Source organism: Planomonospora corallina, assembly GCF_042650625.1.
Taxonomy (GTDB): Bacteria; Actinomycetota; Actinomycetes; order Streptosporangiales; family Streptosporangiaceae; genus Planomonospora_B; species Planomonospora_B corallina.
In genome coordinates this window covers 58,645-81,148 of record NZ_JBHSBM010000054.1, presented here as the reverse complement: position 1 = coordinate 81,148, position 22,504 = coordinate 58,645, and the positions used below count along the sequence as shown (strand labels likewise).

20 protein-coding genes, 4 tRNA genes and 1 pseudogene are annotated in these 22,504 nt (G+C 70.1%); 12 read left to right on the top strand and 13 right to left on the bottom strand.

The window, feature by feature from the left end:
- The first annotated feature begins 417 nt into the window (after positions 1-417).
- Both ACFOWE_RS30960 and ACFOWE_RS30955 read left to right on the top strand, forming a co-directional pair.
- Positions 418-2,067 carry an OmpA family protein gene (locus ACFOWE_RS30960; protein WP_377294116.1) on the top strand — a complete coding sequence of 550 codons (1,650 nt, stop codon included), beginning with the start codon at positions 418-420 and terminating at the stop codon, positions 2,065-2,067.
- 173 nt (positions 2,068-2,240) lie between these two features.
- Positions 2,241-2,786, top strand: coding sequence for a hypothetical protein (locus ACFOWE_RS30955; protein ID WP_377294114.1), 546 nt, complete (start codon positions 2,241-2,243; stop codon positions 2,784-2,786).
- A 44-nt stretch (positions 2,787-2,830) separates the two neighbouring features.
- On the opposite strand, the gene ACFOWE_RS30950 is transcribed toward ACFOWE_RS30955, so the two are convergent.
- On the bottom strand, positions 2,831-2,998 hold the full coding sequence (locus ACFOWE_RS30950; RefSeq protein ID WP_377294112.1) for a hypothetical protein: 168 nt from the start codon (positions 2,996-2,998) through the stop codon (positions 2,831-2,833).
- A gap of 67 nt (positions 2,999-3,065) precedes the next feature.
- On the opposite strand from ACFOWE_RS30950, the gene ACFOWE_RS30945 reads away from it, so the two are divergent.
- The 4 genes from ACFOWE_RS30945 (at position 3,066) to ACFOWE_RS30930 (ending at position 8,778) form a co-directional block, all read left to right on the top strand.
- Positions 3,066-4,127: an integrase core domain-containing protein gene (locus ACFOWE_RS30945; protein WP_377294110.1), complete on the top strand. Its 1,062-nt coding sequence runs from the start codon at positions 3,066-3,068 to the stop codon at positions 4,125-4,127.
- 30 nt (positions 4,128-4,157) lie between these two features.
- Positions 4,158-6,581 carry a LamG-like jellyroll fold domain-containing protein gene (locus ACFOWE_RS30940; RefSeq protein WP_377294108.1) on the top strand — a complete coding sequence of 808 codons (2,424 nt, stop codon included), beginning with the start codon at positions 4,158-4,160 and terminating at the stop codon, positions 6,579-6,581.
- A 78-nt stretch (positions 6,582-6,659) separates the two neighbouring features.
- Positions 6,660-7,268, top strand: a complete 609-nt coding sequence (locus tag ACFOWE_RS30935) for a DUF6461 domain-containing protein (RefSeq protein ID WP_377294106.1) — start codon at positions 6,660-6,662, stop codon at positions 7,266-7,268.
- A 418-nt stretch (positions 7,269-7,686) separates the two neighbouring features.
- The gene (locus tag ACFOWE_RS30930) at positions 7,687-8,778 is read left to right on the top strand and encodes an integrase core domain-containing protein (RefSeq protein ID WP_377294104.1); all 1,092 of its coding nucleotides are present in this window, start codon (positions 7,687-7,689) and stop codon (positions 8,776-8,778) included.
- A 658-nt stretch (positions 8,779-9,436) separates the two neighbouring features.
- On the opposite strand, the gene ACFOWE_RS30925 is transcribed toward ACFOWE_RS30930, so the two are convergent.
- Positions 9,437-9,512, bottom strand: a tRNA-Lys gene (locus ACFOWE_RS30925).
- 136 nt (positions 9,513-9,648) lie between these two features.
- Here ACFOWE_RS30925 and ACFOWE_RS30920 point away from each other — a divergent pair.
- Positions 9,649-10,275 carry a 3'-5' exonuclease gene (locus tag ACFOWE_RS30920; protein WP_377294102.1) on the top strand — a complete coding sequence of 209 codons (627 nt, stop codon included), beginning with the start codon at positions 9,649-9,651 and terminating at the stop codon, positions 10,273-10,275.
- 143 nt (positions 10,276-10,418) lie between these two features.
- Here the strand turns inward: ACFOWE_RS30920 and ACFOWE_RS30915 are convergent, their stop codons facing one another.
- Positions 10,419-11,576 (bottom strand): acyl-CoA dehydrogenase family protein, encoded by a 1,158-nt coding sequence (locus ACFOWE_RS30915; RefSeq protein ID WP_377294101.1) that lies wholly within the window; start codon positions 11,574-11,576, stop codon positions 10,419-10,421.
- Between the two features lie 110 nt (positions 11,577-11,686).
- Here ACFOWE_RS30915 and ACFOWE_RS30910 point away from each other — a divergent pair, with 110 nt between their 5' ends.
- A complete protein-coding gene (locus ACFOWE_RS30910; protein ID WP_377294099.1) occupies positions 11,687-12,172 on the top strand; it encodes a PspC domain-containing protein in 486 nt (161 codons plus the stop codon).
- A 1-nt stretch (position 12,173) separates the two neighbouring features.
- Here the strand turns inward: ACFOWE_RS30910 and ACFOWE_RS30905 are convergent, their stop codons facing one another.
- On the bottom strand, positions 12,174-13,469 hold the full coding sequence (locus ACFOWE_RS30905) for an MFS transporter (protein WP_377294097.1): 1,296 nt from the start codon (positions 13,467-13,469) through the stop codon (positions 12,174-12,176).
- A 259-nt stretch (positions 13,470-13,728) separates the two neighbouring features.
- Complete coding sequence (locus tag ACFOWE_RS30900) at positions 13,729-14,070, bottom strand: metallopeptidase family protein (RefSeq protein ID WP_377294095.1); 342 nt, start codon at positions 14,068-14,070, stop codon at positions 13,729-13,731.
- 67 nt (positions 14,071-14,137) lie between these two features.
- Between ACFOWE_RS30900 and ACFOWE_RS30895 the strand changes: the two genes are divergently transcribed.
- The 4 genes from ACFOWE_RS30895 (at position 14,138) to ACFOWE_RS30880 (ending at position 16,094) form a co-directional block, all read left to right on the top strand.
- A complete protein-coding gene (locus tag ACFOWE_RS30895) occupies positions 14,138-15,649 on the top strand; it encodes a metallophosphoesterase family protein (RefSeq protein ID WP_377294093.1) in 1,512 nt (503 codons plus the stop codon).
- A 92-nt stretch (positions 15,650-15,741) separates the two neighbouring features.
- Positions 15,742-15,814: transfer RNA gene (locus ACFOWE_RS30890), tRNA-Glu, on the top strand.
- A gap of 107 nt (positions 15,815-15,921) precedes the next feature.
- Positions 15,922-15,996, top strand: a tRNA-Asp gene (locus tag ACFOWE_RS30885).
- A 24-nt stretch (positions 15,997-16,020) separates the two neighbouring features.
- Positions 16,021-16,094 (top strand) — tRNA-Phe (locus ACFOWE_RS30880).
- An 85-nt stretch (positions 16,095-16,179) separates the two neighbouring features.
- Here ACFOWE_RS30880 and ACFOWE_RS30875 read toward each other — a convergent pair.
- From ACFOWE_RS30875 to ACFOWE_RS30840, 8 genes and pseudogenes are all read right to left on the bottom strand, one after another.
- Positions 16,180-16,386 (bottom strand): annotated as a pseudogene (locus tag ACFOWE_RS30875) (transposase); the annotation flags it as partial.
- A 199-nt stretch (positions 16,387-16,585) separates the two neighbouring features.
- Positions 16,586-17,539 carry a CU044_5270 family protein gene (locus ACFOWE_RS30870; protein ID WP_377294091.1) on the bottom strand — a complete coding sequence of 318 codons (954 nt, stop codon included), beginning with the start codon at positions 17,537-17,539 and terminating at the stop codon, positions 16,586-16,588.
- Positions 17,536-18,114: an RNA polymerase sigma factor gene (locus ACFOWE_RS30865; RefSeq protein ID WP_377294089.1), complete on the bottom strand. Its 579-nt coding sequence runs from the start codon at positions 18,112-18,114 to the stop codon at positions 17,536-17,538. The genes ACFOWE_RS30870 and ACFOWE_RS30865 overlap by 4 nt, the downstream gene beginning before the upstream one ends.
- A gap of 206 nt (positions 18,115-18,320) precedes the next feature.
- Positions 18,321-19,361 carry a sensor histidine kinase gene (locus ACFOWE_RS30860; RefSeq protein WP_377294087.1) on the bottom strand — a complete coding sequence of 347 codons (1,041 nt, stop codon included), beginning with the start codon at positions 19,359-19,361 and terminating at the stop codon, positions 18,321-18,323.
- On the bottom strand, positions 19,358-19,948 hold the full coding sequence (locus tag ACFOWE_RS30855) for a hypothetical protein (RefSeq protein WP_377294085.1): 591 nt from the start codon (positions 19,946-19,948) through the stop codon (positions 19,358-19,360). The genes ACFOWE_RS30860 and ACFOWE_RS30855 overlap by 4 nt, the downstream gene beginning before the upstream one ends.
- Complete coding sequence (locus ACFOWE_RS30850; protein WP_377294083.1) at positions 19,945-20,655, bottom strand: response regulator transcription factor; 711 nt, start codon at positions 20,653-20,655, stop codon at positions 19,945-19,947. The genes ACFOWE_RS30855 and ACFOWE_RS30850 overlap by 4 nt, the downstream gene beginning before the upstream one ends.
- 142 nt (positions 20,656-20,797) lie before the next feature.
- Positions 20,798-21,580 carry a hypothetical protein gene (locus ACFOWE_RS30845; RefSeq protein WP_377294081.1) on the bottom strand — a complete coding sequence of 261 codons (783 nt, stop codon included), beginning with the start codon at positions 21,578-21,580 and terminating at the stop codon, positions 20,798-20,800.
- Positions 21,577-22,491, bottom strand: coding sequence for an ATP-binding cassette domain-containing protein (locus ACFOWE_RS30840; RefSeq protein WP_377294079.1), 915 nt, complete (start codon positions 22,489-22,491; stop codon positions 21,577-21,579). The genes ACFOWE_RS30845 and ACFOWE_RS30840 overlap by 4 nt, the downstream gene beginning before the upstream one ends.
- Between the last annotated feature and the right edge of the window lie 13 nt (positions 22,492-22,504).

The following is a 22,504-nucleotide window of genomic DNA, read 5'->3' as shown; positions in this document are numbered from 1 at the left end:
ACGGGGGTCGGCTGCGTCAGCCGGGTCTACACCGACCACGCCGTGTTCGAGATCGCCCCCGGCGGCGTCCGCGTGCTCGACACGTTCGGCACCTCCGTCGAGGAGCTCCGCGCCCGGCTGGAGGTTCCGCTCACGGCCGGCGCCCGCTGACCGGTCCCGGTCGCGAGGGGGTACGGCCTGCGGACGCGGGCGTCGAGCGTCCGGGCCCGCTGCAGGCCCTGCGACCTGCTCTTCCCCGGTGCCGGTACGGCGACGGTCGTAGCCGGCTACCGCGCCCGTTTACCGCGATCTCCCACGACCGGTGGACGACGTGCCGCGCTCCGCCGTTCTACATTCCTGCGGGTCCGTACACGCCGGGCCCGGCGGGCGACGCCCGTCTCCTGGCGTCCTGTGACCTTCGGGCGGGTGCGAGGACGAGTGGAGAACGAGAGAACTCCCCGGGAGGGGGCGGGGTCCCGGACACCTCGCGCCGCCGGGGCCGTGCGCGCCGCCCGGTGGGCCGCTCCGCTGCTGGTCGCCGCGGCGCTCGGCGGATGCACCGGCACCGCACCCGCGGGGGAGGGGCCCGGTGCGTCACGCGCACCCGCCGCGCCGCCGTCCCCGGCGCCCTCGCCCGCCACGGCCTTCGTGCGGGAGGGGCTGGTGGGGATCGCGCCGGCGCAGCCGTACCGGGTGGAGGTCGTGGCCGTCGAGCGCCATGCCGACCGCACCGTCCTGAGGCTGGACATCATGACCACGATGAGCGAGAGCGCCGGCGGCGGAGGCGCGTTCGGGACGGGCTGGAGTCCCTCGGACTTCTCCGACTTCCGGCTGCTGGACCCGGTGGGAAAGAAGATCTACCACACGCTGCGCGACTCCGGCGGTGAGGCGTTCGGCACGCGCCGGCGCTCCGCGCACGACGCCTTCGAGCCCGGCGTGCACTACCCGGTGCAGGTCTACTTCCCGCCGCTGCCGCCGGGGGTGGAGCGGCTGACGGTCCTGGCGGCGGGCGCGGTGGGCGAGATCACGGGCGTGCCCGTCGTCGACGGCGTCCCGCGGACCGCCCCCACCCCGTCCGGTCCGCAGGCGCCGGAGACCCCGGGAGCGGTGGTCACCCTGCCGGTGGTGGAGCCGTCCGGCGACGTCTGGTCCCACTCGGACGACCTGCAGGAGTACGTGGAGACGCCGCAGAGGTCGAAGACGCGGGACGGCCGGGAGGAGACGATCGCTCTGCGCGCCGACGTGCTGTTCGCCTTCGACGAGGCCGACCTGTCGCCGAAGGCGGCCGCGGTGCTGGACGAGGTGGCCGAGGAGACCCGCAGGCGGGCCGACCCGGCCAAGCCGCCGATCACCATCGAGGGGCACACCGACGCCAGGGGCGGAGCGGGCTACAACCGGGCGCTCTCGGTACGGCGTGCACGGGCCGTGGAGAGGTACCTGGCCGCCCGGCTCGGCACGGACTACGCCTACAGGTCCACCGGAAAGGGCGAGACCGAGCCGATCGCCGCGAACGAGGTGGACGGCCGGGACCACCCCGCCGGCCGCGCCCGGAACCGGCGCGTGGAGATCTCCTACAGGATCAGGCAGGAGACGCCCGGCCCGGCCGCGAGCCCCGGCCCCCCGGCGGGCACCGGCACCGGCCGGGTCCACCCGCCCGCGCCCTTCCGCCCCGGCTCCGGGCCCGTGGCCGGGAGCTTCGACGTCGGCGTGCGGGGTGGCGGCAGGCTGCGCGTCGACGTCCACCCCTACTACCGCGACGGCGCCTACCTGGTCGCCGTCTTCGACGTCACGGCCGTCGGCGCCGACCTGCCGTACCCCCTCAACCCCTTCGAGACCCCCTACGGCCACGCATTCCTCCAGGGCGCGCCGTTCGGCGCCGTCACCGCCGTGGACCCGGCCACCCGGACCCGGTACTTCGCGCTGCGCGACCGCGGCAACCAGTGGTTCGCCCACAGCCGCATGGTGCCGCTGGAGGAGGGGCGGACCAGCCGCTGGTACACCTACCTGCCGGCCCCGCCGGACGGCGTGACCGGCCTCACCTTCGAGATGGAGGGCGTCGGCAGGGTCGACGGCGTCCCCATCGCCTGACACCCCGCGCCGGGGGACGGCCGGGCCCACGCCGGCCGCCCCGGGCCCGGCCGGTGACCGGCTCCCCGGCCGGGCACGACCTGTCCGGTAACGAACGAACGCCGGATTTCCTGCGATATTGCCTCCGGTGGAGCCGCCCCCCTATAACTACCAGGCAAGTACGAGGGGGGCCCATGAACATCCGGGTGCGGCGTATCGGCCAGACGGTCCTGGCGGTCCTGGGGGCCGCGCTGGTGACGGGACTGGTGGTGGGGGGCGCGGCCCGGCTGCTGATGCGCGGCGTCGTGCTGCTCCTCGACCAGGACGGCGGCTTCTCACTGGGGGGAACGGTGGGCATCGTCGTGGTGTTCGCCGTGCTCGCCGTACCGGCCGCCGCGACCGCCGCCGCGCCGCGGGCGGTCAGGACCGGGGGCCGGTGGGTGAGCGTGGGGGTCATCGGAGGGGGCATGGCCGTCAACGGTCTCATCGACGCCAGGACCGCCCTCCTCCTGGCCGACGACGACCAGGTGGCGCGGATCGCGGCGCTGGCCGTGGCCTTCGGTGCGCTGGCGGTGGCCTACGGGCGGCTCGCGCAGTACCTGGCGCTCCGCCTGGCGGGCCTGCCGCGTTCCGCGCCATCCGCGCCTGCCCCGGGCCCGGACGGCGACGCCGGAAACCCCAAGCCCGATCAGGCCGCCCGGGAGGCCGACGCCCCCGCTCCCACCGGGCGGCGCGGCTAGGACGGGTGGCCGCGGTACGGAGACCCGGGCGCGTTCCGGCCGGGCTATCCCGTGATCAGCGCCCGGACCGGGCCGATCGCGGCGGCGACGGCGATGAACCAGGCGGTGTTGAGCCGGGTGCGCCACTGCAGGAGAAGCGTGAGTACGGCGAGGCCGGCGGTGAGCGGGTCCACGAACGCCTCACCGGCCAGTTCCACCGTGTACCGCTTCAAAAAGTCGTCGCAGGACGCTTGACCTGCAGGCCGACCCAAGAGGGCGGCTCATGCAAGATCGGTTCTTGTGTCTCTCCGTTTCCTGTATCTGATCGCGCTCCGGGCGTTCGGCTGGCTGGCACTGCTGGGCCGAAGTGAGGCGGCCAAGGACGCCGAGATCATGGTGCTCCGGCATGAGGTGGCGGTGCTGAGGCGTCAGGTCGTCCGATCCAAGCCGGACTGGGCCGATCGGGCGGTTCTGGCTGCCCTGGCGCGACTCCTGCCGCCGAGGTTGCGGGCTCATCGGCTGGTGACGCCGGGTACCTTGCTGGCCTGGCACCGCCACCTGGTCCGACGCCGGTCGACGTATCCGAGCCGGTCCGGCCGCCCGAGGATGGGCAAGGAGATCCGGGAGCTGGTGGTGCGCCTGGCGCGGGAGAACCCGGCCTGGGGATATCGCCGGGTGCACGGTGAATTGGCCCGGCTCGGCCACCAGGTCAGCGAGGCGACCGTACGCCGGATCCTGCGGCGCCGGCGCTTCGGCCCGGCGCCCCGAGACGCCGACACCTCCTGGCGAACGTTCCTGCGCGCCCAGGCGCAAGGGCTGCTGGCCGTCGACTTCTTCCACGTCGACACGATCTCCTTGAAGCGCCTGTACGTGCTGTTCGTGATGGAGATCGCCACCCGGCGCGTGCACATCCTCGGCGTGACCGCCCACCCCACGGGCGCCTGGACGGTGCAGCAGGCCCGAAACCTGCTCATGAACCTCGGCGGCCGGATCGGCTCCTTCCGCTTCCTCATCCGCGACCGGGACACCAAGTTCACCGCTGTCTTCGACGCGATCTTCGCCGACGCGGGCGTGACGGTGGTCAAGACACCGCCGCGCACGCCGCGGGCGAACTGCTACGCCGAGCGGTGGGTGCGTACCGTACGGGCCGAGTGCACCGACCGCATGCTGATCTACAACGAACGGCACCTCCGTACGGTGCTCGGTGAGTACGTCGATCACTACAACGAGCATCGGCCGCACCAGTCCCGCGCGCAGCGACCACCCGATCATGACGGGCAGGCTGTTGTGCCGCTGGAAGGCCGGATCGAACGCCGGAGGGTGCTCGGCGGGCTGATCAACGAGTACCACCGAGCCGCGTAGCCGCCCCGGAGAATGCCCAGATCAAGCCCTATGCGATGGATTCTGAAGCGGTACACCATCACTATCCCGGCGGACACGCTGGCCGATGCCTGGAAGGTCCGCTGGCGGGCCCGCGCGGTCTCATCCACCGCTTCCTCGGCCTGGTCGGACTGGCGGTCCTTCACCGTCAGCCTGCCCAAGCCCACCGCCACCGGCCTGATCATCACCCCGTCGAAGGTGGTGGACGGCGTCACGGTGAGCACCACGCTCACCCCCACGCTAAAGGCCACCGTCACCCACCCGGCCGGCCAGGTGCTACGGGCCGAAGCCGAGATCGAGCACGACCCGGCCGCACCCGCGGGGCAGGGCAGCGGCCAGATCTGGACCGGCAGCGTGGACAACGTCGCCTCCGGCACCCAGGCCAGCCTCACCGTCCCCGCGGCGACGCTGACCGACGGGTGGAAGGTCCGCTGGCGGACCCGCGCGGTCACCGAGCAGGCCTCCTCGGCCTGGTCGGACTGGCAGCAGGTCACCGTCGACGTCACCCAGCCCGGCGAGGAACCCCTGGCCCAGACCACCGGACCGGTGATCCGCACCGATGAGAGCTTCACCGCCGCCGCCTGGCTGCGCTGGAGCGACAAGGACGGCGACTACAGCGTCATCGAGCAGAAGGGCACCCACCAGGCACCCTTCCGAATCGGAAACACCCCCGACCACGGACTGGTGTTCACTCTCACCAGCGCCGACAGTGCCGATGCGACAGTCGAGGGCGTGCTGTCCGGCGTTGAACCACCAGTCGGCGAGTGGTTCCACCTGGCGGGTGTGTATGACACTACGGCTAAGACTGCGGCGCTTTATCTCAACGGCGAGTTGTTGGCGACCTCACCGGTCGGTGCTCCCGGCTGGAACGCAGGTTCAGCGATGACGCTGGGTACCAAGGTTGAAGGTGGAATCGACGACGTTCATGTCTATCAGCGGCCTCTCGACGCTACCGCGGTCGGTGCCCTGAGTGGCATCACCACACCTCAACCGACCACCCCGGCTGCAAAGAACACCGCTCCGTCCGCAGAGAGCACCACACCCGAGCGGGAAAGAGCGACGGGCGCGGATAACGAGTCGTCAGTGGCCGCCTCGAATCTGCCTGCGTTCAATTACGATCGTGTCAATTCGCTGGGCGACTGCACTAAACTACGCGAGAACTTCGATCAACGTTACTCGACCCCAGGCTGGGTAGACCTGCGGCCATACAGCGCCTGCTACAGCAAGTTTATTGCATATGGTGACTGGACGTATCATGCTACCGAACCAGGGAAATATCCGCCCAAACCCGACGATGGCTATAAGGTCGAGTCGACCGTCGTTATGCACACATACCTTGGCAATAACGACGGCACCGATGTAGTCGGCGGCGGTGACCGCAAGTTCAACGAGATCGCCGTGTGGACTCAGCTGGACAAGATCCAGGGCTACGACGACGGTGAGCCGACCGATGACTTCGACGACGTAAAGAAGCTGCAGTTGGATGTCCAGCCTACGGGTAGCGATGGAGCGGACTGTGTAGTCACCTCAGGCAAGCCACGACGAGTCTCCCTACGCGAATGGAAGGAAAACGGGATTCAGAAGTGGGTAGTCACGTCACGGGTCGCCCGAGACGATGTACACAACTGCACCATTCGTCCATTGCTGTTCGAGTTCGGCGGCATCTCCTGGTTCAATGAGCAGCGACCCCTCTGGGGCAAGATCGAATTTGAGAATGTCCTCGGCAACATCCGTCTGCCGTTCGGTATTCAGGCCATCGGTCTTCCCACCGGAAGCAGGAGTGAGTTTCCGCCGGTGGCGCGATGTGACTACAAGACATTCTCGAAGAATATCCAGGCCCGTATGCATACCGGTGCCTGTATCTTCACAGACGCGAACCGCATTTTCACCATGAGACGCAGCGATACCCAGATCAAGCAAGTCGTCGATCATGTCGACAAAGCGCTGAAACAACCATCCGAGACCGTTCCCAAGCTTCCGCCGCTCGACGCGCAGGGGCAGCCGCAGTCGAAGGTCATGCCAGGTGACATTGACGCTCCATTGAAGATCACGGTTGGTGGGGACGAGTACACCAACCCTGCATGGATGTGGCTAGTCCGGGGAACTGACCCTCCCAACACGCCCAAGAAGAATACCTTGACTTACAAGAACCGGCTGGCGATTGGTCCGGCATGCCGGGTCCAAAAAGCCAGCCTGAGATCCGCAGGAAAATGGCCGGCTAACGTTATAGTGAACGGCAAGTCAGTGCCCGCGCTCCAATGCGATGAGTACCCCTTCGCCTCAACTAAGAACGGTGCCAGCGCCGCCAAGGGCCACTTCTCCATCATGTACGTGGATAGAGAAGACAACAGGACGCACGGCGAGTACCTCGCAGCGTTCTATTCGCGGTACCGTGTTGGGGACGACAACAGATTCTGGGTCAGAATCGTGAACTAGTTGCAACCTAGTCAGGGCGCTGCCGACTATCCACGGCAGCGCCCTGCGTATCCTCCTCCTTCACCGAAAGGCGCGATATTGGATACCTCGACGGGCCTGTGGGAGCTCTTGACTCGCTACGGGATCGACTATGACACGCCCTTTCGCGCTATTTGGTGTGAAGGTCTGGACGAGTTGGAAGTAGCCCGGCGTCTTGGCGCCGACCTGGGCTCCGCCCGTGAATGTGGGTGGCAGGACATCGTTACAGGAAGCTATTCAGACGGATCCACGGAGGGCGTGGTCTGGGTCGGCCGCCAGGCACCCGGCTGGATTCAGGTGATTCAGCTCGAAGGCCATGACTGTTGGCGGTGGCAGTCCTGGAGGGCACTGACGCGCAACGGAGGTCGGCTGCTCTATCTCGGCTGGCCACTGTTCGAAGTGGAAGGTGTGGAGGATCTGGAGTACGTCGTGAACGGTGAGGTCGTCACTACCCTGGTAGTCGGCGACCCGGAAGAGCGGAACGGCAGCGACCCTAATGCGCTGGACCTCTACATGGAGGGGTTAGATTTTATCGGGGACACAAGTCAAGCCGAAATTACGTCGGCGCTGCGCCTCATCGGTCGGATTACGGGCAGAGAGATTGACCAAGAATGGCTGGAGGGTACCCATACTCGATACGTTATTCCAGCATCCGCCAGGAAAGATTGAATCCTTTTCGCCCCAGAACAGCGGTCTGCCTGGTAACAGCATGATCGCGAGTCGGATGTCCTCCTGAGGATATAGAGAAGCTTGTGCTACTCCAAAAGTTATCGCAGGGCGTCTGGCCTGGGAATCGACCTGATGTGGCGGTAGGGAAAGATCGCTTCTTGTATCTGTCCGTCTTCTATATCTCCCTTCAGTCGTAGATTCTCACCTCCGCAGCAGTTCCAGGGGATGGAGCTGGAGCGAAGGTTACGGTATGCGAGCCCCCATGCTGGAGATCAGCCCGGTCGTCACTGACCAGGAGCGGGCTGAGGGGGTGTGGGTGCCGAAAATTCATCCGTGCAGGCCAGAGCGCTGACTGGTGATCACGTACCTCGAGTCTCGGAGTCGTGAGGTCTACGCCGCCGCGGCATGATGATCTGTCGTGCTGCTGCGTCTGGTCTACCTCACCGTGACGACCGTCTTCGCGTTCCTGCGGCTGCTGCCGGGAAGCGAGCGTGACAAGGAGATCGAGATCCTCGTGCTTCGGCACCAGCTGACGGTCCTGCAGCGTCAGGTGCCCAAACCCGCCTTCGCCCCTGACGACCGCTTCGTGCTCGCCGGACTGCTCAGCCGCCTGTCGAGAGACAGGATCCGGTACCTCACGCTACTGGTACGCCCGGAGACCATCCTGCGCTGGCACCGCGACCTGCTGCGGCGTCGCGACGCCGCGGCCTGCACGCCCCGGCGTCGAGGGCGCCCGCGCACCATCTCCTCCATCCGCCTGCTGGTGCTGCGCCTGGCCCGGGAGAATCCCTCCTGGGGGTACCGGCGCATACACGGTGAGCTGGTCGCGCTCGGCGTCGCGGTCGCCGCCTCCACCGTGTGGGAGATCCTCAAAGACCACGGCATCGACCCGTCGCCCGAGCGGCGGCACACCGCCTGGGCCGATTTCTTACGCAGCCAGGCGGACGCCCTGCTGGCGTGCGACTTCTTCGAAGTCCGCACCCTGGCTGGGGCCCGGCTGTACGTCTTCGCCGTCATTGAGCACGCCAGCCGGCGCATCCGGATCCTCGGGGCCACCGCGCATCCCACCGGCCAGTGGGTCGCCCAGCTCGGACGGAACCTCGTCATGGACCTGCAGGAGGCGGGCAGTACGCCCAGGTTCCTCATCCGCGACCGCGATGCCACGTTCACCGCGGCCTTCGACGCGGTGCTGGCTGATGCCGGGCTTCGCGTCGTTATGACCGGCATCCGGATTCCCCGGATGAATGCGATCACGGAGCGGTGGATTCAGACCTGCCGGCGCGAACTGCTGGACCGCACGTTGATCTGGAACCAGCGCCACCTGCTCCATGTCCTGCGCGAGTTCGAGGCGTTCTACAACGGTCACCGGCCACACCGGGCCCTCCGGCAGGCCGCTCCGCTCCGGCCGCTGCCCGACCCGGGCGCCGATCGAGCCCCGCTCACCCGACTCGACGTCCGCCGACATGATCGACTCGGTGGTGTCCTCAGGGAGTACCGGCATGCTGCTTGACCTGGACGGATGAATTTTCGGCACCCACAGGGTCAGGGCGTCTGCTGTTTCCTGAGCCGCGCTTGGCCGGAAAATGGCGGGCAGGGGCAGAAACGGAAGGGAAAGAACTGGCTGCTGGCACACCTGCGGATTGATGGAAGCGTGAATCCGCTGCTGCGGCAGCAGTCGTGAAACAGCCAGCCGTCATCGCCGGTCTGTTTTAAGATTCAACGTTGAGGGTGGCCGGGTCGGCGTCGGAGGGGGAGCCGGTCTGGCCACTTCTAAGGGATTAATCAGAGCAAAGCAGATGTAGCGGACTTATCGGTTCGGTCGCCGGATGACAGTAAAGATTCTTCTGCTGTCGCCGTTATGTCCCGAAATCGGAGAATCGTCGGCGGGAAGTTTCCGGGAGGCGGCCCTGGGGCCTGCGGCCGGGGTGGGCGGCTTGACCGAGGATTCACCGCTGGCGGGGTCTGTTGAGGTCCGGCGGTCCTGAGGGGCCTTCCGTCGTGGGCTTCCGGTGACCGTCCGGGGGGTCTGGCGTGAAGCAGGCCCCCTGGGTGATCTTGTGGGGGCCGGGTTCCGATACACGCGAGCAAACATGGAGCAAACATCGTCGGACTTCGGCTCGCGCAGACCCCGCCTGGCCCGAGAAAGCGCAGGTCAGACGGGGTCTGAGTGGTAGGGCGCCTGGGACTCGAACCCAGAACCTACGGATTAAAAGTCCGCAGCTCTAACCATTGAGCTAACGCCCCGCTGGAAACAGGGTACAGAGGATAGTGACCCTTGGCGTTCGTCGCCAGGCCGTACGGCGCCGTCTCTCCGGGGAGAAGCCGTCGATCCGCCCGAGAAGGGGGCGAGCAGGGGCGGTCTGTTCCTACAGTGGAACGTGTGACGAGACCTGGACCGGAACTTGACAGTCCCCTCCGCCTGCCCGCACGGGGCGGCTACGTCGTGGTGGACGTGGAGACCACGGGGTTCTCCCCTGCCAAGGGCGACCGGATATGCGAGATCGCGCTGGTCTCCCTGGACGAGAGCGGTGAGACCGCCGACGAGTGGCATTCGCTGATCAATCCCCTGCGGAACACGGGCGCCTCGCACATCCACGGCATCACGGACGAGATGGTCGCCGGCGCCCCGGTGATCGAGGAGGTGCTGGACGAGGTCTGGCAGCGCATCGCCGGACGGGTCCTGGTCGCGCACAACGCCCCCTTCGACCTCCGCTTCCTCAAGGTCCTGCCCGGCAGCCACTGGGTGACCGAGACGCTCTGCACCCAGCGGCTCGCCCCGGAGTTCCTCCCGCACGGCAAGTGGACGCTCGCCGCCTGCTGCGAGCGCGCGGGCATCCCGCTCCGGAACGCCCACTCCGCGCTGGCGGACGCCCGGGCCACGGCCGAGCTGCTGCGCCACTTCATGCGCCGGGGCGCGTCCTGGGAGGAGCACCTGGGCAGGGCCCGGCTGGCCCCCGAGTGGAGGCTCAGCGGCCTGCCCCAGCGGCCCCCGTACCGGCGGCGGTAGTCCCGCCCCCGTCCCGGCGCCGGACCTCGGGGGCGCCGGGACGGCCGGCAGGGGAGAGCCGCGGAAAAGCCGCGAGAGCCGGCGGCTCACCCTGTACGGCGGGCCGCCGGGCGCCGGCGGATCGGAGACGGCGGGCCAAGGGGTCAGCGGTAGGCGGAGATGCCGGTCAGGGCCTCGCCGAGGACCAGCGTGTGGATCTCCTGCGTGCCCTCGTAGGTCAGCACGGACTCCAGGTTGTTCATGTGCCGGATCACCGGATACTCCAGCGTGATGCCGTTGCCGCCGAGGACGGAGCGGGCCTGGCGGGCGATGTCCAGGGCGGCCCGGACGTTGGCCAGCTTGCCGAAGCTGACCTGCTGCGGCGTGATCTTCCCCTCGTCCTTCAGCCGGCCCAGGTGGAGGGCGGTCAGCTGGGACTGGCCGAGCCCGACGTACATCCAGGCGAGCTTCTCCTGGGTCAGCTGGAAGGCGCCGATGGGCTTGCCGAACTGGACGCGGGTCCTGGAGTAGTCGACGGCCGCCTCCAGGCAGGCGCGGGCCGCGCCGACGACGCCCCACAGGATGCCGAAGCGGGCCTCCGACAGGCAGGAGAGCGGGCCCTTCAGCCCGCGCACCCCCGGCAGTACGGCGGAGGCCGGCAGGCGGACGTCGTCGAAGTACAGGGACGAGGTCACCGAGGCGCGCAGGGACATCTTCTTGTGGATCTCGGGGGCGGAGAAGCCGGGCGTGCCGGTGGGCACCACGAAGCCGCGGACGCCGTCCTCCGTCTGCGCCCAGACCACGGCGACGTCGGCGACGGAGCCGTTGGTGATCCACATCTTGGAGCCGTTGAGGATCCAGTCGCCGGAGGGGTCCTGCTTGGCGTGGGTGCGCATGCCGCCGGGGTCGGAGCCGTGGTCGGGCTCGGTCAGGCCGAAGCAGCCGATCGCCTCACCGGCGGCCATCCGGGGCAGCCATTCCTCCTTCTGCTCCGCCGAGCCGTACTTCCAGATGGGGAACATGGCGAGGGAGCCCTGGACCGACACGAACGAGCGCAGACCGGAGTCGCCGGCCTCCAGCTCCCGGCAGGCCACGCCGTAGGAGACGGCGTCGAGCCCCGCGCAGCCGTACCCGTCCAGGTGCATGCCGAGCAGGCCGAGCCCGCCGAGCACGGGGGCCAGTTCGCGGGCGGGGAAGACGGCCTCCTCGAACCAGTCTCCGACGTGGGGCAGCACCCGGTCGGTGACGAACCCCCTGACGGTGTCGCGGATGAGGCGCTGCTCGTCGGAGAGCACGTCGTCGGTGCGCAGGAGATCGTCCATGGGATGTCCTCTCGTCCGTGATGACCCTGCCAGGGTATTGCGGGGACTTCAGGGTGCGGCCAGGGGGAATCCCGATGTGACCGGGCGCTGTCTCCGGGCAGTCTGAAGACATGAACGAAAACGACTTCTCGGGCATCAAGCAGCTCCACCGGACCAGGGACGGCCGCATCGTCGCGGGCGTGGCCTCGGGTCTCGGCCGTTACCTCGGGATCGACCCGAACATCATCCGGGCGGCCCTCGCCATCAGCACCTTCTTCGGCGGGCTGGGCGTGGCGGCCTACGCGATCGGCTGGATCCTCCTGCCGGACGAGGGCAAGGCGACCTCGATCCTCCAGGACCTCGTGGACAAGAACAAGGACAACCCCGTCTGGCAGGACGCCCGCGCCAAGGCCGAGCAGGGCTGGCACAAGGCGGAGCAGAGCTGGAACCGGACCGCCCACCGGGACGAGGCGGCCCACCCGGCTCCGCCGCAGAGCGCCCAGTCCCCGTACCAGCCGCAGGCGGCGCCGTACCCGATGGACCAGGACCGGGCGGTCCCGCAGTACACCCCTCCGGCGCCTGAGCGCGGGGACGACGAGCAGCGGCCGCAGGTGTGAGTCAGGAGGTCGCCTCGGCGCGCACACCCCTGACGATCTCCTTGCGGGACTCGGCCCAGAGCATGGACAGCGCGGCGGCGGCGAACAGTCCCGCCGCGCCGGCCAGTGCGACCACCGACTCGGGCCCGAGCTCGTCGGCGGCGGCGCCGCCGACGAGGATGCCGACGCCCTGGACGGCCAGCAGGCCCGACTGGACGAGCCCGAACGCCTGTCCCCGCTGCTCGGAGGGCACGCACCGGACGAAGGCGGCGTTGGCGGCCAGCTGGTAGGCGCTGCCGACGCCGGAGACGAACCAGAGCACCAGCACGACGGCGAGCGGCGGCCGCATCGCGCACAGGATCAGCGGCGCGCACGTCAGCATCGCCATCCAGCCCATGGAACGCAGCCGGCGGGAAGGGCTGACGTACCGGCTGAACAGAAAGGCCCCGACGACCATCCCGGTCGGTATGGAGGCCATCAGCAGCCCCGCCACGAACGAGATCCGCTGGGGGTCGTCGGTCAGGGTCGCGGCGTAGGGGGTCGCGATGCCCTCGGGGATCACGTAGAAGCCGCACAGCCAGGCGAAGAGCACCAGGGTCCGCAGCCCGGAGTCGCCGAAGACGAGCGTGGCGCCCGCCCGGGTCATGGTCCACATCGAGGGACGCCCGCCGTCGCCGTGCGCGGGTGCCGGGCGCCGCCGTACCCCCGCGACGAGGATGAGCGCCGAGGCCATGTAGGTGGCCGCGTCCAGGGCCAGCGCGCGGTACGGTCCCATCCCCATGATCAGAGCGCCGCCGATGGCGAAGCCGAGCATCTGGGCGGCCTGGTTGGTCATGTTCTGCAGGGCCGAGCCCGCGACGTACCGGTCGCCCTCGAGGAGCTCGGCCAGGAGCGCGGCGCGGGCGGCCGAGAACGGCGCGCTGAGCAGCACCACGCAGAAGACCAGCACGCACAGGACCGCGAACGAGGTGCCCGGGACCGCCATGAGCGCGACCAGGAACGCGCGGAGCACGTCGCAGACGAGCATGATGCGCCGGCGGGCGTGGCGGTCGGCGAGCCCCGCGAGGAACGGCCCGCCGACGATCGGCGGCAGGTAGGTCAGCGCGTAGACGGCGGCGGTGGCCAGCGGGGACTCGGTCCGCTCGAAGACGAGCACGGACAGCGCCACGCGGGAGAGCTGGTCGCCGAGGAGGGAGAGCGCCTGGCCGGCCCAGAGCGCACGGAACTCGCCGATGGCGAGAACCTCGCCGTAGGTGGCTCGGCGTTCGGCTGGGCGACGGTGCCGACCGCCTGGCCGCCCGGGCTTGATGGCCGCCATGGGACTCCGGTGAGCTTGCAGGCGCATTTGACTGTGAGTGTTTGCTACGTGACCTACAGTGCCGGTTGAGGGGCCGCTTCGCAACCGAAAGCGGCCAAGCTTGCCCGAGGACTATCGCGGATCAGGAAATATCGGCCGTCGTCCGGGCGGTTCCGCGGCTCCCGTATGCGGCGCGGAACGGGCGGTGGCGGACGCGCGGCTCCCCGGAGGGCCTCAGGGGATCACGGGGCCTCACGGGGCCTCACAGGGCCTCGCGACCTCACCAGCCGAGCTCGTGCAGCCTCTCGTCGCTGATGCCGAAATGGTGGGCGATCTCGTGGACGACGGTGATCTGGACCTCCTCCACCACGTCGTCCTCGGTCTCGCAGATCGAGCAGATCGGGTTGCGGTAGATCTCGATCCGGTCCGGCAGCACCCCGGCGTACCAGCCGTCGCGCTCGGTGAGCGGAACGCCCGTGTAGAGGCCCAGAAGGTCGGGCTCCGGCGGGTCGTCGACGACCACCACGACCACGTTGTCCATGACCTTCGTCAGCTCCGGGGGGATCGTGTCCAGAGCCTCGGCCACGAGCTCCTCGAACTTCTCCCGCGAAACCTCTATCACGTAGCCATTCTGCACCGATATTCCGGGTAACCGACTTGTCAGGGAGATCGAGTAGGCAGGGAGGCACATGGACTTCACCCGCTGGACCCGGCTCATCCGCCGCACCGTGACAGGCCGGACGATGCGGCGGCTCTCCCGTGCGGTCGCGGGTTCGGTCGTCGCCGTCGTCGGAGTCTGGCTGGGCATCGCCCTCGGCGGGCCCGTGCTGGCCACCGTGGGCCCGGTCGACGTCGGGATGTCCGCCGAGCTCGCCTGGACCGGCGAGACCGTCGTCGACGCCCACCCGCTGGGCACGCTGCTGTTCGACACCCACGACGCCCCGGTACGGCTCCGCGTCACGCTGGAGAACATCGACTCCGAGCAGGCCAGGACCATGCTGGAGGACCCCCGCCTGGCCGACCGGCTCCCGGTCCTCCTGGAGCGGGAGCTGAAGGAGGGGGTCGGAGCGCTGGCCCTGCGCGCCATCGCCTGCGGTCTGGCCGGAGCGACGATCTTCTCCCTGATCGTCTTCCGCGGCTGGCGGGCGGCGCTGGCGGGACTGCTGGCGGGCATGGTCGTGATCGCGGGCATCGGCACGGCCGTCGTCACGACCTTCCGGCCGGACTCCGTGGTCGAGCCGGAGTACACCGGCCTGCTCGCCGGAGCGCCCTCCCTGGTCGGTGACGCCGAGGCCATCGTGACCAGGTTCGAGTCCTACCGGGGGCAGCTGGCCAAGCTGGTCAACAACGTCTCCCAGCTCTACGACACGGTCTCGTCCCTGCCGGTCTACGACGCCGACCCCACCTCGATCAGGGTCCTGCACGTCTCCGACATCCACCTGAACCCCATCGCGTGGAACCTCGTCCGCTCGATCACCCAGCAGTTCGAGATCGAGGCGATCGTCGACACGGGCGACATCACCGACCACGGCACCGGCCCCGAGGACAAGTTCGTCGAGGAGATCGGCCGGCTCGGCGTGCCGTACGTCTTCGTCCGCGGCAACCACGACTCCAAGGCCACGCAGCGGGCCGTGGCGAAGCAGAAGAACGCGGTCGTCCTCGACGACTCCGTCAAGGAGGTGGCGGGCCTGCGCATCTACGGGCTGGGCGACCCCCGGTTCACCCCCGACAAGTCCGTGCCGGTCGACTCCGACCTCGAGTCCCTCGCCGCCCTCGGCCGCGCCCATGGCACCCGCCTGACGCAGGCCCTCGGCTCCGCCGACCTGGTGGCGGTGCACGACCCGACGATCGCCAAGGGCTTCTCCGGCTCGGTCCCCATGGTCCTGGCGGGCCACTCCCACGCGCGGTCCACGGAGCTGCTGCCCTCCGGCACCCGGGTGCTCGTCCAGGGCTCCACCGGCGGGGCGGGGCTGCGCGCCCTGGAGCACGACGAGCCGACCCCCGTCATGGCGTCGGTCCTGTACTTCGACCGCGAGACGCGCCGCCTGCGGGCCTGGGACGACATCACCCTCGGCGGGCTGGGGGAGCAGTCGGTCCAGATCCAGCGTCACGTCGAGAACGACCCGGGGCGTACAATTTCACCGGAGCCGACGGTCGTCCCGTCCCCGACGGGAACGGTCACCGGCACCGCGACGCCTTAGCCGGAACGCCGCTTTGGCATCGGGGGCAAACGTCCCCTATGCTTCAGAGGTCTCCAGCGGAAGACGGCGACGGAACGGGACGGAAGTCCTGAGCCCCCATCGTCTAGTGGCCTAGGACACCGCCCTTTCAAGGCGGCGACACGGGTTCGAATCCCGTTGGGGGCACGGCCGAGTGAAAGCTCGCCAGGGAAACGGCAGGTCGAAGACCTCCGAAGAGCTGGTAAGCTAAGCGAGGCAGAAAGAACGGAAACGGAAGTTTCCGACAAAAGCAAGGTCCTGTAGAGCAGTTTGGAGTGCTCGCCACCCTGTCAAGGTGGAGGTCGCGGGTTCAAGTCCCGTCAGGACCGCTCAGGTGGGTTCCGGCCCACCGGGGTCAGGTAGCTCAGTTGGTACGAGCGTCCGCCTGAAAAGCGGAAGGTCGGCAGTTCGACCCTGCCCCTGACCACAGTCTCTGTGCAGCGAAGAAGCCTCGAACGATAACCGTTCGGGGCTTTTTTGATCTCCGCTGACGGCGACGACGCGGTGCGGGCGTCCCGGCTCCGGGATCGGTGGCCGTTGCGCCGCTCGGCCCGCCGGCCGCTGCGCTCGCCGTACACGGCGCCACAGAGATCGTCGGTCTCGGCGGACACCAACGTCTCGGCCGTGGTCTCCACCATGGAGCGCGGCGGATCCGGGTCGCCGATCCGGATCCGCTCCGCCTGCCGGGCAGCAGGGTCCACGCCGGTGTCCACGGCCATCGCCTGCTTCTCCTTCGATCTCGGGCTCGCAACCTGGAGGATCACGCGATGGCCGTCTTCGTGTCCGGCGGCATGCCTGTCGGCCGGGGAAACTCCTCCACCACCTCCACGGACGCGACCGGTCTGCTCGCCGACGTCGTCCGTCGTCCGTCGTCCGTCGTCCGTCGTCCGTCGTCCGTCGTCCGTCGTCCGATGAGAGTCAGACGCAGCTTCTCCGCTTCACGGACGTGGACCAGGCCGGCAGCGCGTCGGTGATCCGCGGATGGGTCATGGACCAGATCTCACGCCCTTGCCCCGGTACGAGTTCCTGGCCGCCCAGGAGAACGTAGGAGGTCTTGTCGAAGATGAGGGACTCACGGGAGACGGCGCGCCCGGGGCCCCGGTCGTCCACCCGGGTCACGGCGATGCCCGATCTGCCGGTGGCGTCCTTGAGCTCTTCCGTCTCGATGCCCGGCAGGGTCGCGGCGACCCGGAAGATGGCCGCCTGCTGCTCGGGCGGGACCGGGCTGCTGAGGACGCCGACGATGCCGCGCCAGGTCTGGGCCGCGGCGTCCTCGTCGCGGCCCATCTCGCTACCGTGTTCGGCCAGCTTGCGCCGGAGCCGCTCCTGGTCGGTCGGCCACTCCCGGAGGTCGGCGTAGGAAAGGCGCCCAGAACCGGGTCCGCTGGGGCACCGGGGCAGGAGTTCCTTGTACTCGCGCTCCCGGGGGCGGAATTTCGACGGCTTGTGCCACCACAGGTCTGGGCGGGAGCCGTCGACGGACTCCCAGACCTCGCCCGTGATGCGGCGTGGACCGGCGTCGGGGACCCCCTCTTCGCTGCGCGTCTCCGCGATCCGCTCGTAATGGAGGTACTGGTCGTCGCCGGGGTCCGGCCACGGGCCGGCGGCCGTGGCCGCGGCCGCCAGCCGCAGGACCTCGGCGGCGCTCGCGGGCGCGGAGGGGTCGAACGTCTGGACGGCGATCGCTCCCGCGGCCGTCGCCGCGACCAAGCCGCCTGCCAGCATCAGACGTCGCAGGCCGACCGCCCGGGCCCAGGGCCGCCGCTCCGTGCGAGTCTCGGCCAGGAGGGCGGTACGGGCGGGGGCGAGACGATCCGCCGTGGGGTGCGGCTTTTCGGCGAACAGATCGCGGAGTTCGGTCAGTTCGTTCATGAGATCTGCTCCATCGTGGGGTCGGTGCTGCCGAGGGCGTCGCGGACGATGGCCCGTGCGCGGTTGAGGCGGGAGCGGACTGTTCCGATCGGGATGGACAGGGCGCTGGCGGTCTCCTCGTAGGTGAGGTCGGCCCAGGCCACGAGTAAGAGGACGTCGCGGTCGCGGGCCTTCAGCGAGGCGAGTGCCTGAGCGAGAGGCCGGCGTACGGCGTGCGCGCTCGCCCGCTCGAGGGCTTGCTGCGCGGCGTCGTCGGCGTCGGGAAGCACGCCCACTTTCGAGTACGCCTTGTAGCGGTGTACCTCGGCGCGCTGATGCCGGCGGATGAAGTTGGTCGCGATGCCGTACAACCACGGGAGGGCCTCTGGACGGGTGGTGTCGTAGCCGCAGCGCTTCCTGAACGCGGCGAGGAACGTCTCGGATACGACGTCGTCGGCCGTGTCGTCGCCGAGACGGCGGGCCACATAACGGTGAATGTGTCCTGCGTGCCTGTCGAACAGCAAGGCGAAATCCTCGGGATCTCGCCACGACCGTTCGATCAGGGCGGCGTCGGACAAGGTCGTACTGAGCGGCATGTGGTCGGGCCTTCCGAGGAAGTGGTGTCGCCCGTCTTTCACACGAGCCGGGAAACGAGTTCACGGAGCGCCGCCGACGGCGGCACCGCCTTACACGATCACATCCCAGCGGCCCGCATCTACCGCTCTACCGGGGTGCGAGCGCGCTGACCCGGGCACCGCCGTGATCCCCGAGCCCGTGTACCGCCTCCTCCGGGCCGGGGCGGTCAGGGCTCCCGGCCGGGCGGGGGAGGCGGGCCGGAGCCGGGGCTGCGCGCGTGATCCGGCGGCCGGGCGCTGCCCGCGTCCGCGACGGGGAAGACCACCCGGAAGGCCGCGCCCCGCCCGGTCGCCGTACGGAGTTCCACGCGGCCCGAGTGCGCCGAGACGATGGAGTGGACGATGGCCAGGCCCAGGCCCGCTCCGCCTCCCGCGGTCCTGCTGCGTGAGCCGTCCGCGCGGTAGAAGCGGTCGAACACGCGGGCCGCCTGCTCATCCGCCATTCCGGGGCCCGCGTCCTCGATCACCAGTACGGCCTCGCCCCCGGCCGTGCCGACACCGATCCGCACCGCGGTCCCCGGTGGGGTGTGGGCGACCGTGTTGCCGACGAGGTTGCTCGTCACCTGCCGCAGCCTGGCCTCGTCCCCCAGGATCGGGGCCTCCTCCGGCGGGCCGCCGTCCGGGCCGGTCAGGGCGACCCGGCGGGCGGGGTCCAGTGCGTGCAGGTCGTGGTGGGCGTCGGCGGCGAGCGTGCGCAGGTCCATGGGCGCGAGGTCCATCGGCAGGGCGCTCCCGCCCTCGTCGAGGCGGGCCAGCAGGAGCAGATCCTCGACCAGCCGGGTCAGCCGGGACGCCTCGCTCTCGATGCGGCCCATGGCCGGGCCGGCGTCGGACAGGCCGCCCATCCGGTGCAGCTCGGAGAAGCCCTTGATCCCGAAGAGCGGGGTGCGCAGCTCGTGGCTGACGTCGGCGACGAAACGCCGCATCCGGGCCTCCGACGCCTCCCGGTCGGCGAAGGCCGTCTCCAGCTGGCCGAGCATGCCGTTGAGCGCCGCCGACAGGCGGCCCACCTCGGTACCGGGCGCGGCGGTGCCGGGGATCCGCCGGGACAGGTCGCCCCCGGCGATGGCCGCCGCGGTCTCCTCGATCCCGCGCAGCGGTCGCAGCCCCGCGCGTACGGCGAACCAGCCGATGACGGCGAGCAGGACCAGCAGCACGGCCGAGGTGATCAGCCAGGCCAGGACCAGCCGGGCGAGCGTGGATCTCACGCCGTCCAGCGACGCGCCACGACGACGCCGCCGTCCGCGGGAAGCGCCTGGTCCGGGGAGGGCGGGCCCTCCTCCCGCGGCATCACGACCACCCGCCAGTCCGCGGTCCCCGGCTGCCCCGGCACCTCGAAGGGCCGTCCGGCGAGCCGGGCGACGGTTCCGGCGTCGAGCGGCGGGAGCCGCGGTCCCCCGTCCGGGCTCGGCGCCGGCACGCTCCTGTGCCGCAGCACGGTCCCGTCCGGGCCGAGGTAGGCGATGTGGATCCGGCCGATCACGTCCATGTCGGGGAGCACCCGCGGGACCTGAGGGTCCGCCCCGGGGGAGGGTTGCAGCAGGGCGGGGGGCAGGCGGGCCAGCAGAGCGGCGGCCGGCTTCAACCGCTCGTCCACACGGCCCACCAGGTGGGAGCGGAGGGTGGCGAGCGCGACCGCGCCGCTCACCAGCAGGCCGACCGCCAGCAGGGCCGTCGTGATCAGCAGGAGGCGGCTGCGGAGCGAGAGCCCTCCGAGCCGCCGTCCTCCCCGGCCGGAGGCCGCGGCCGCGCGCCCGCCCGCCCCGCCCTCCCCGGAGCGCGCGGGCGGGCTCACGTCCGGGGCCTGCGCAGCACGTATCCGACGCCGTGCACGGTGTGGATGAGCTTGGGCTCGGTGGTGTCGGCCTTGCGCCGTACGTAGCTCACGTAGGTGTCGACGATGCTGGAGTCGCCCCCGAAGTCGTACTGCCAGACGTGTTCCAGGATCCGGGCCTTGGGGAGCACCTTCCCGGCGTTCAGGATCAGGTAGTGCAGCAGCCGGAACTCGGTGGGCGACAGCCGTACCGGCCGGCCCGCCTTGAACACCTGGTGTCCGTCCGGGTCGACCTCCAGGTCGCCCGCCCGCAGCGTCCGGTCGTCGGGTGCGATCCCCGTACGGCGGAGCACGGCCTGGATCCGGGCGAGCAGCTCCTCCAGGTCGAACGGCTTGGTCACGTAGTCGTCGCCGCCCAGCCGCAGCCCGTTGACCTTGTCCGCGGCGGCGTCGCGGGCGGTGAGGAACAGCACGGGGATCCGGTCCGGGCGGCCGGCGTCCAGCGGCCGGGGGAGATCCCGGAGGCGGCGGACGACCTCGAAGCCGTCCATGTCCGGCAGCATCACGTCCAGCAGCACCAGGTCGGGGGGGTCGTGGAGGGCGGCGTCCAGGGCCTCGGAGCCGGTGGCGGCGGAGCCGACCGTGTATCCGGCGAAGCGCAGGGTGGCCGAGAGCAGCTCCCGCACCACGGGCTCGTCGTCGACCACCAGCAGGCGGTTCCCGTCCATCCGTCTCCCTCCGGCGGCCGCCGTCCTTCAGGCGGGCGCTTCTCCCAGGGTGGGCTCACTCCTCTTCTCCGAAGGCGGGGTCCCCCGAGGAGGGTGCTCCTTTCCCGGACGGTGCTCCCTTCAGAGGATAGGGATCACGGGCTCAGACGTCCCGCGCGCGGAAGAAGGCCAGCGCGGCCAGCAGCATGGCCAGCACGGTCGCGGTGAGCAGGGCGAGCCCCGCCTGGGCCGACAGACCGCCGGAGAGCGGGCCGGACGTGAACAGGCGCGCGCCCGCGGTGGTGGGCCAGTACATCAGGACCCACTCGGCGACGCGTTCGGGCAGGATGGACGCCATCGCCGGCAGCAGCAGCAGGAACGACCCCAGGGTGACCGCCCCGGCCGTCCTGCGGAGCAGGAACCCCATGGCGACGCCGTACAGGCCGATCAGGACCAGATACAGCCCCGCGCCGGCGATCGCGCCCGGCACGCCCGGGTCCGTCAGGGCGAGGCTCGGAGCGCCCCGGGCGGCGAGCATCGCCTGGCTGGTCAGGAACGACCCGAGGGCGATCAGCGGCCCGCAGGGCAGCATGACCAGGGCGACGACGGCCGCCTTGCCCGCCAGGAGGCGGCCCCGACGGGGGACGGCGGTCACGCTGGCCGGCATCGTCCCCGCGGCGTACTCGGTGGTGACGGCCAGCACGCCCACGGCGTTGACCAGCAACTGCGCGAGCAGGTGGGCGCGGAAGGCGGTCTCCATGGGGTCGAAGGCGGCCTGGTCCCCGGGCGCGGCGGCCAGGTAGGCCCGGCCGTTCGCACTGCCGAAGAGGACGCCGTAGCGGACGGCGGCGGCGAAGGCGCCGGCCAGTGCGCCCACGGTGGCGCGGACGGTGCGGAACTTCGTCCACTCCGAGCGCAGGCCGTCGGTGAGGCCCGCGGCCGTCATCGCTCCCCCTCCGGGCCGCCGAACTCCACGCTGGTGCGGGTCAGCTCCAGGTACGCCTCCTCCAGGGAGGTCCGGTGCGGCGTCAGCTCGTGCAGCACCACCCCGTGGACCATCGCCACTTTTCCGATCTCCGGGCCCGCCATGCCCGTCACCACCAGGGTGTCCTCCGTGTCCCGCCGTACGGCCGCGCCCGCGTCGCGCAGCCGGTGGGCGAGCTCCTCGGCGTCCGCGGTGCGCACCAGGACGGTGTCCCGCGGGTCCGAGCGGACGAACGCGTCGAGCCCGGTGTCGGCGAGCAGCCGTCCGCGGCCGATGACGACCAGGTGCTCGGCGGTCAGCGCCATCTCGCTCATCAGGTGGCTGGAGACCAGCACCGTCCGGCCCTCGGCGGCGAGGCCCCGCATGAGGGCGCGGATCCACCTGACGCCCTCCGGGTCGAGTCCGTTGACCGGTTCGTCGAACACCAGCACCGGCGGGTCCCCGAGCAGGGCCGCGGCGATGCCGAGCCGCTGGCTCATGCCGAGGGACAGTGCGCCCGCGGGCCGGTCGGCGATCCGGGAGAGCCCGACGAGGCCGATCACCTCCTCGACGCGGGCGCGCGCGATGCGGTTGCTCCGGGCCAGGCAGAGCAGGTGGCCGCGGACGCTCCTGCGCGGATGCGCCGCGCGGGCGTCGAGCAGCGCGCCCACCTCCCGCATCGGCCAGGGGAGGTCGGCGTAGCGGCGTCCGCGGACCGTGGCCGTGCCGCTCGTCGGCGCGTCCAGGCCCAGGATCATGCGCATCGTGGTGGTCTTGCCCGCGCCGTTCGGACCGAGGAACCCGGTGACCACGCCAGGCCTGACGTCGAAGCTCAGATCGCTCACCGCCTCGGTACGGCCGTACCGCTTGGTCAGCTGCCGTAACTGAATCATGCGGTGAAGCCTG

Bases quoted from the DNA above. Each gene is read 5' to 3' on its own strand.
- ACFOWE_RS30955 (WP_377294114.1), top strand. From the start codon at position 2,241: ATGAACATCCGGGTGCGGCGTATCGGCCAGACGGTCCTGGCGGTCCTG.
- ACFOWE_RS30940 (WP_377294108.1), top strand. From the start codon at position 4,158: ATGCGATGGATTCTGAAGCGGTACACCATCACTATCCCGGCGGACACG.
- ACFOWE_RS30915 (WP_377294101.1), bottom strand. From the start codon at position 11,576: ATGGACGATCTCCTGCGCACCGACGACGTGCTCTCCGACGAGCAGCGC.
- ACFOWE_RS30910 (WP_377294099.1), top strand. From the start codon at position 11,687: ATGAACGAAAACGACTTCTCGGGCATCAAGCAGCTCCACCGGACCAGG.
- ACFOWE_RS30905 (WP_377294097.1), bottom strand. From the start codon at position 13,469: ATGGCGGCCATCAAGCCCGGGCGGCCAGGCGGTCGGCACCGTCGCCCA.
- ACFOWE_RS30895 (WP_377294093.1), top strand. From the start codon at position 14,138: ATGGACTTCACCCGCTGGACCCGGCTCATCCGCCGCACCGTGACAGGC.
- ACFOWE_RS30870 (WP_377294091.1), bottom strand. From the start codon at position 17,539: ATGAACGAACTGACCGAACTCCGCGATCTGTTCGCCGAAAAGCCGCAC.
- ACFOWE_RS30865 (WP_377294089.1), bottom strand. From the start codon at position 18,114: ATGCCGCTCAGTACGACCTTGTCCGACGCCGCCCTGATCGAACGGTCG.
- ACFOWE_RS30850 (WP_377294083.1), bottom strand. From the start codon at position 20,655: ATGGACGGGAACCGCCTGCTGGTGGTCGACGACGAGCCCGTGGTGCGG.
- ACFOWE_RS30845 (WP_377294081.1), bottom strand. From the start codon at position 21,580: ATGACGGCCGCGGGCCTCACCGACGGCCTGCGCTCGGAGTGGACGAAG.
- ACFOWE_RS30840 (WP_377294079.1), bottom strand. From the start codon at position 22,491: ATGATTCAGTTACGGCAGCTGACCAAGCGGTACGGCCGTACCGAGGCG.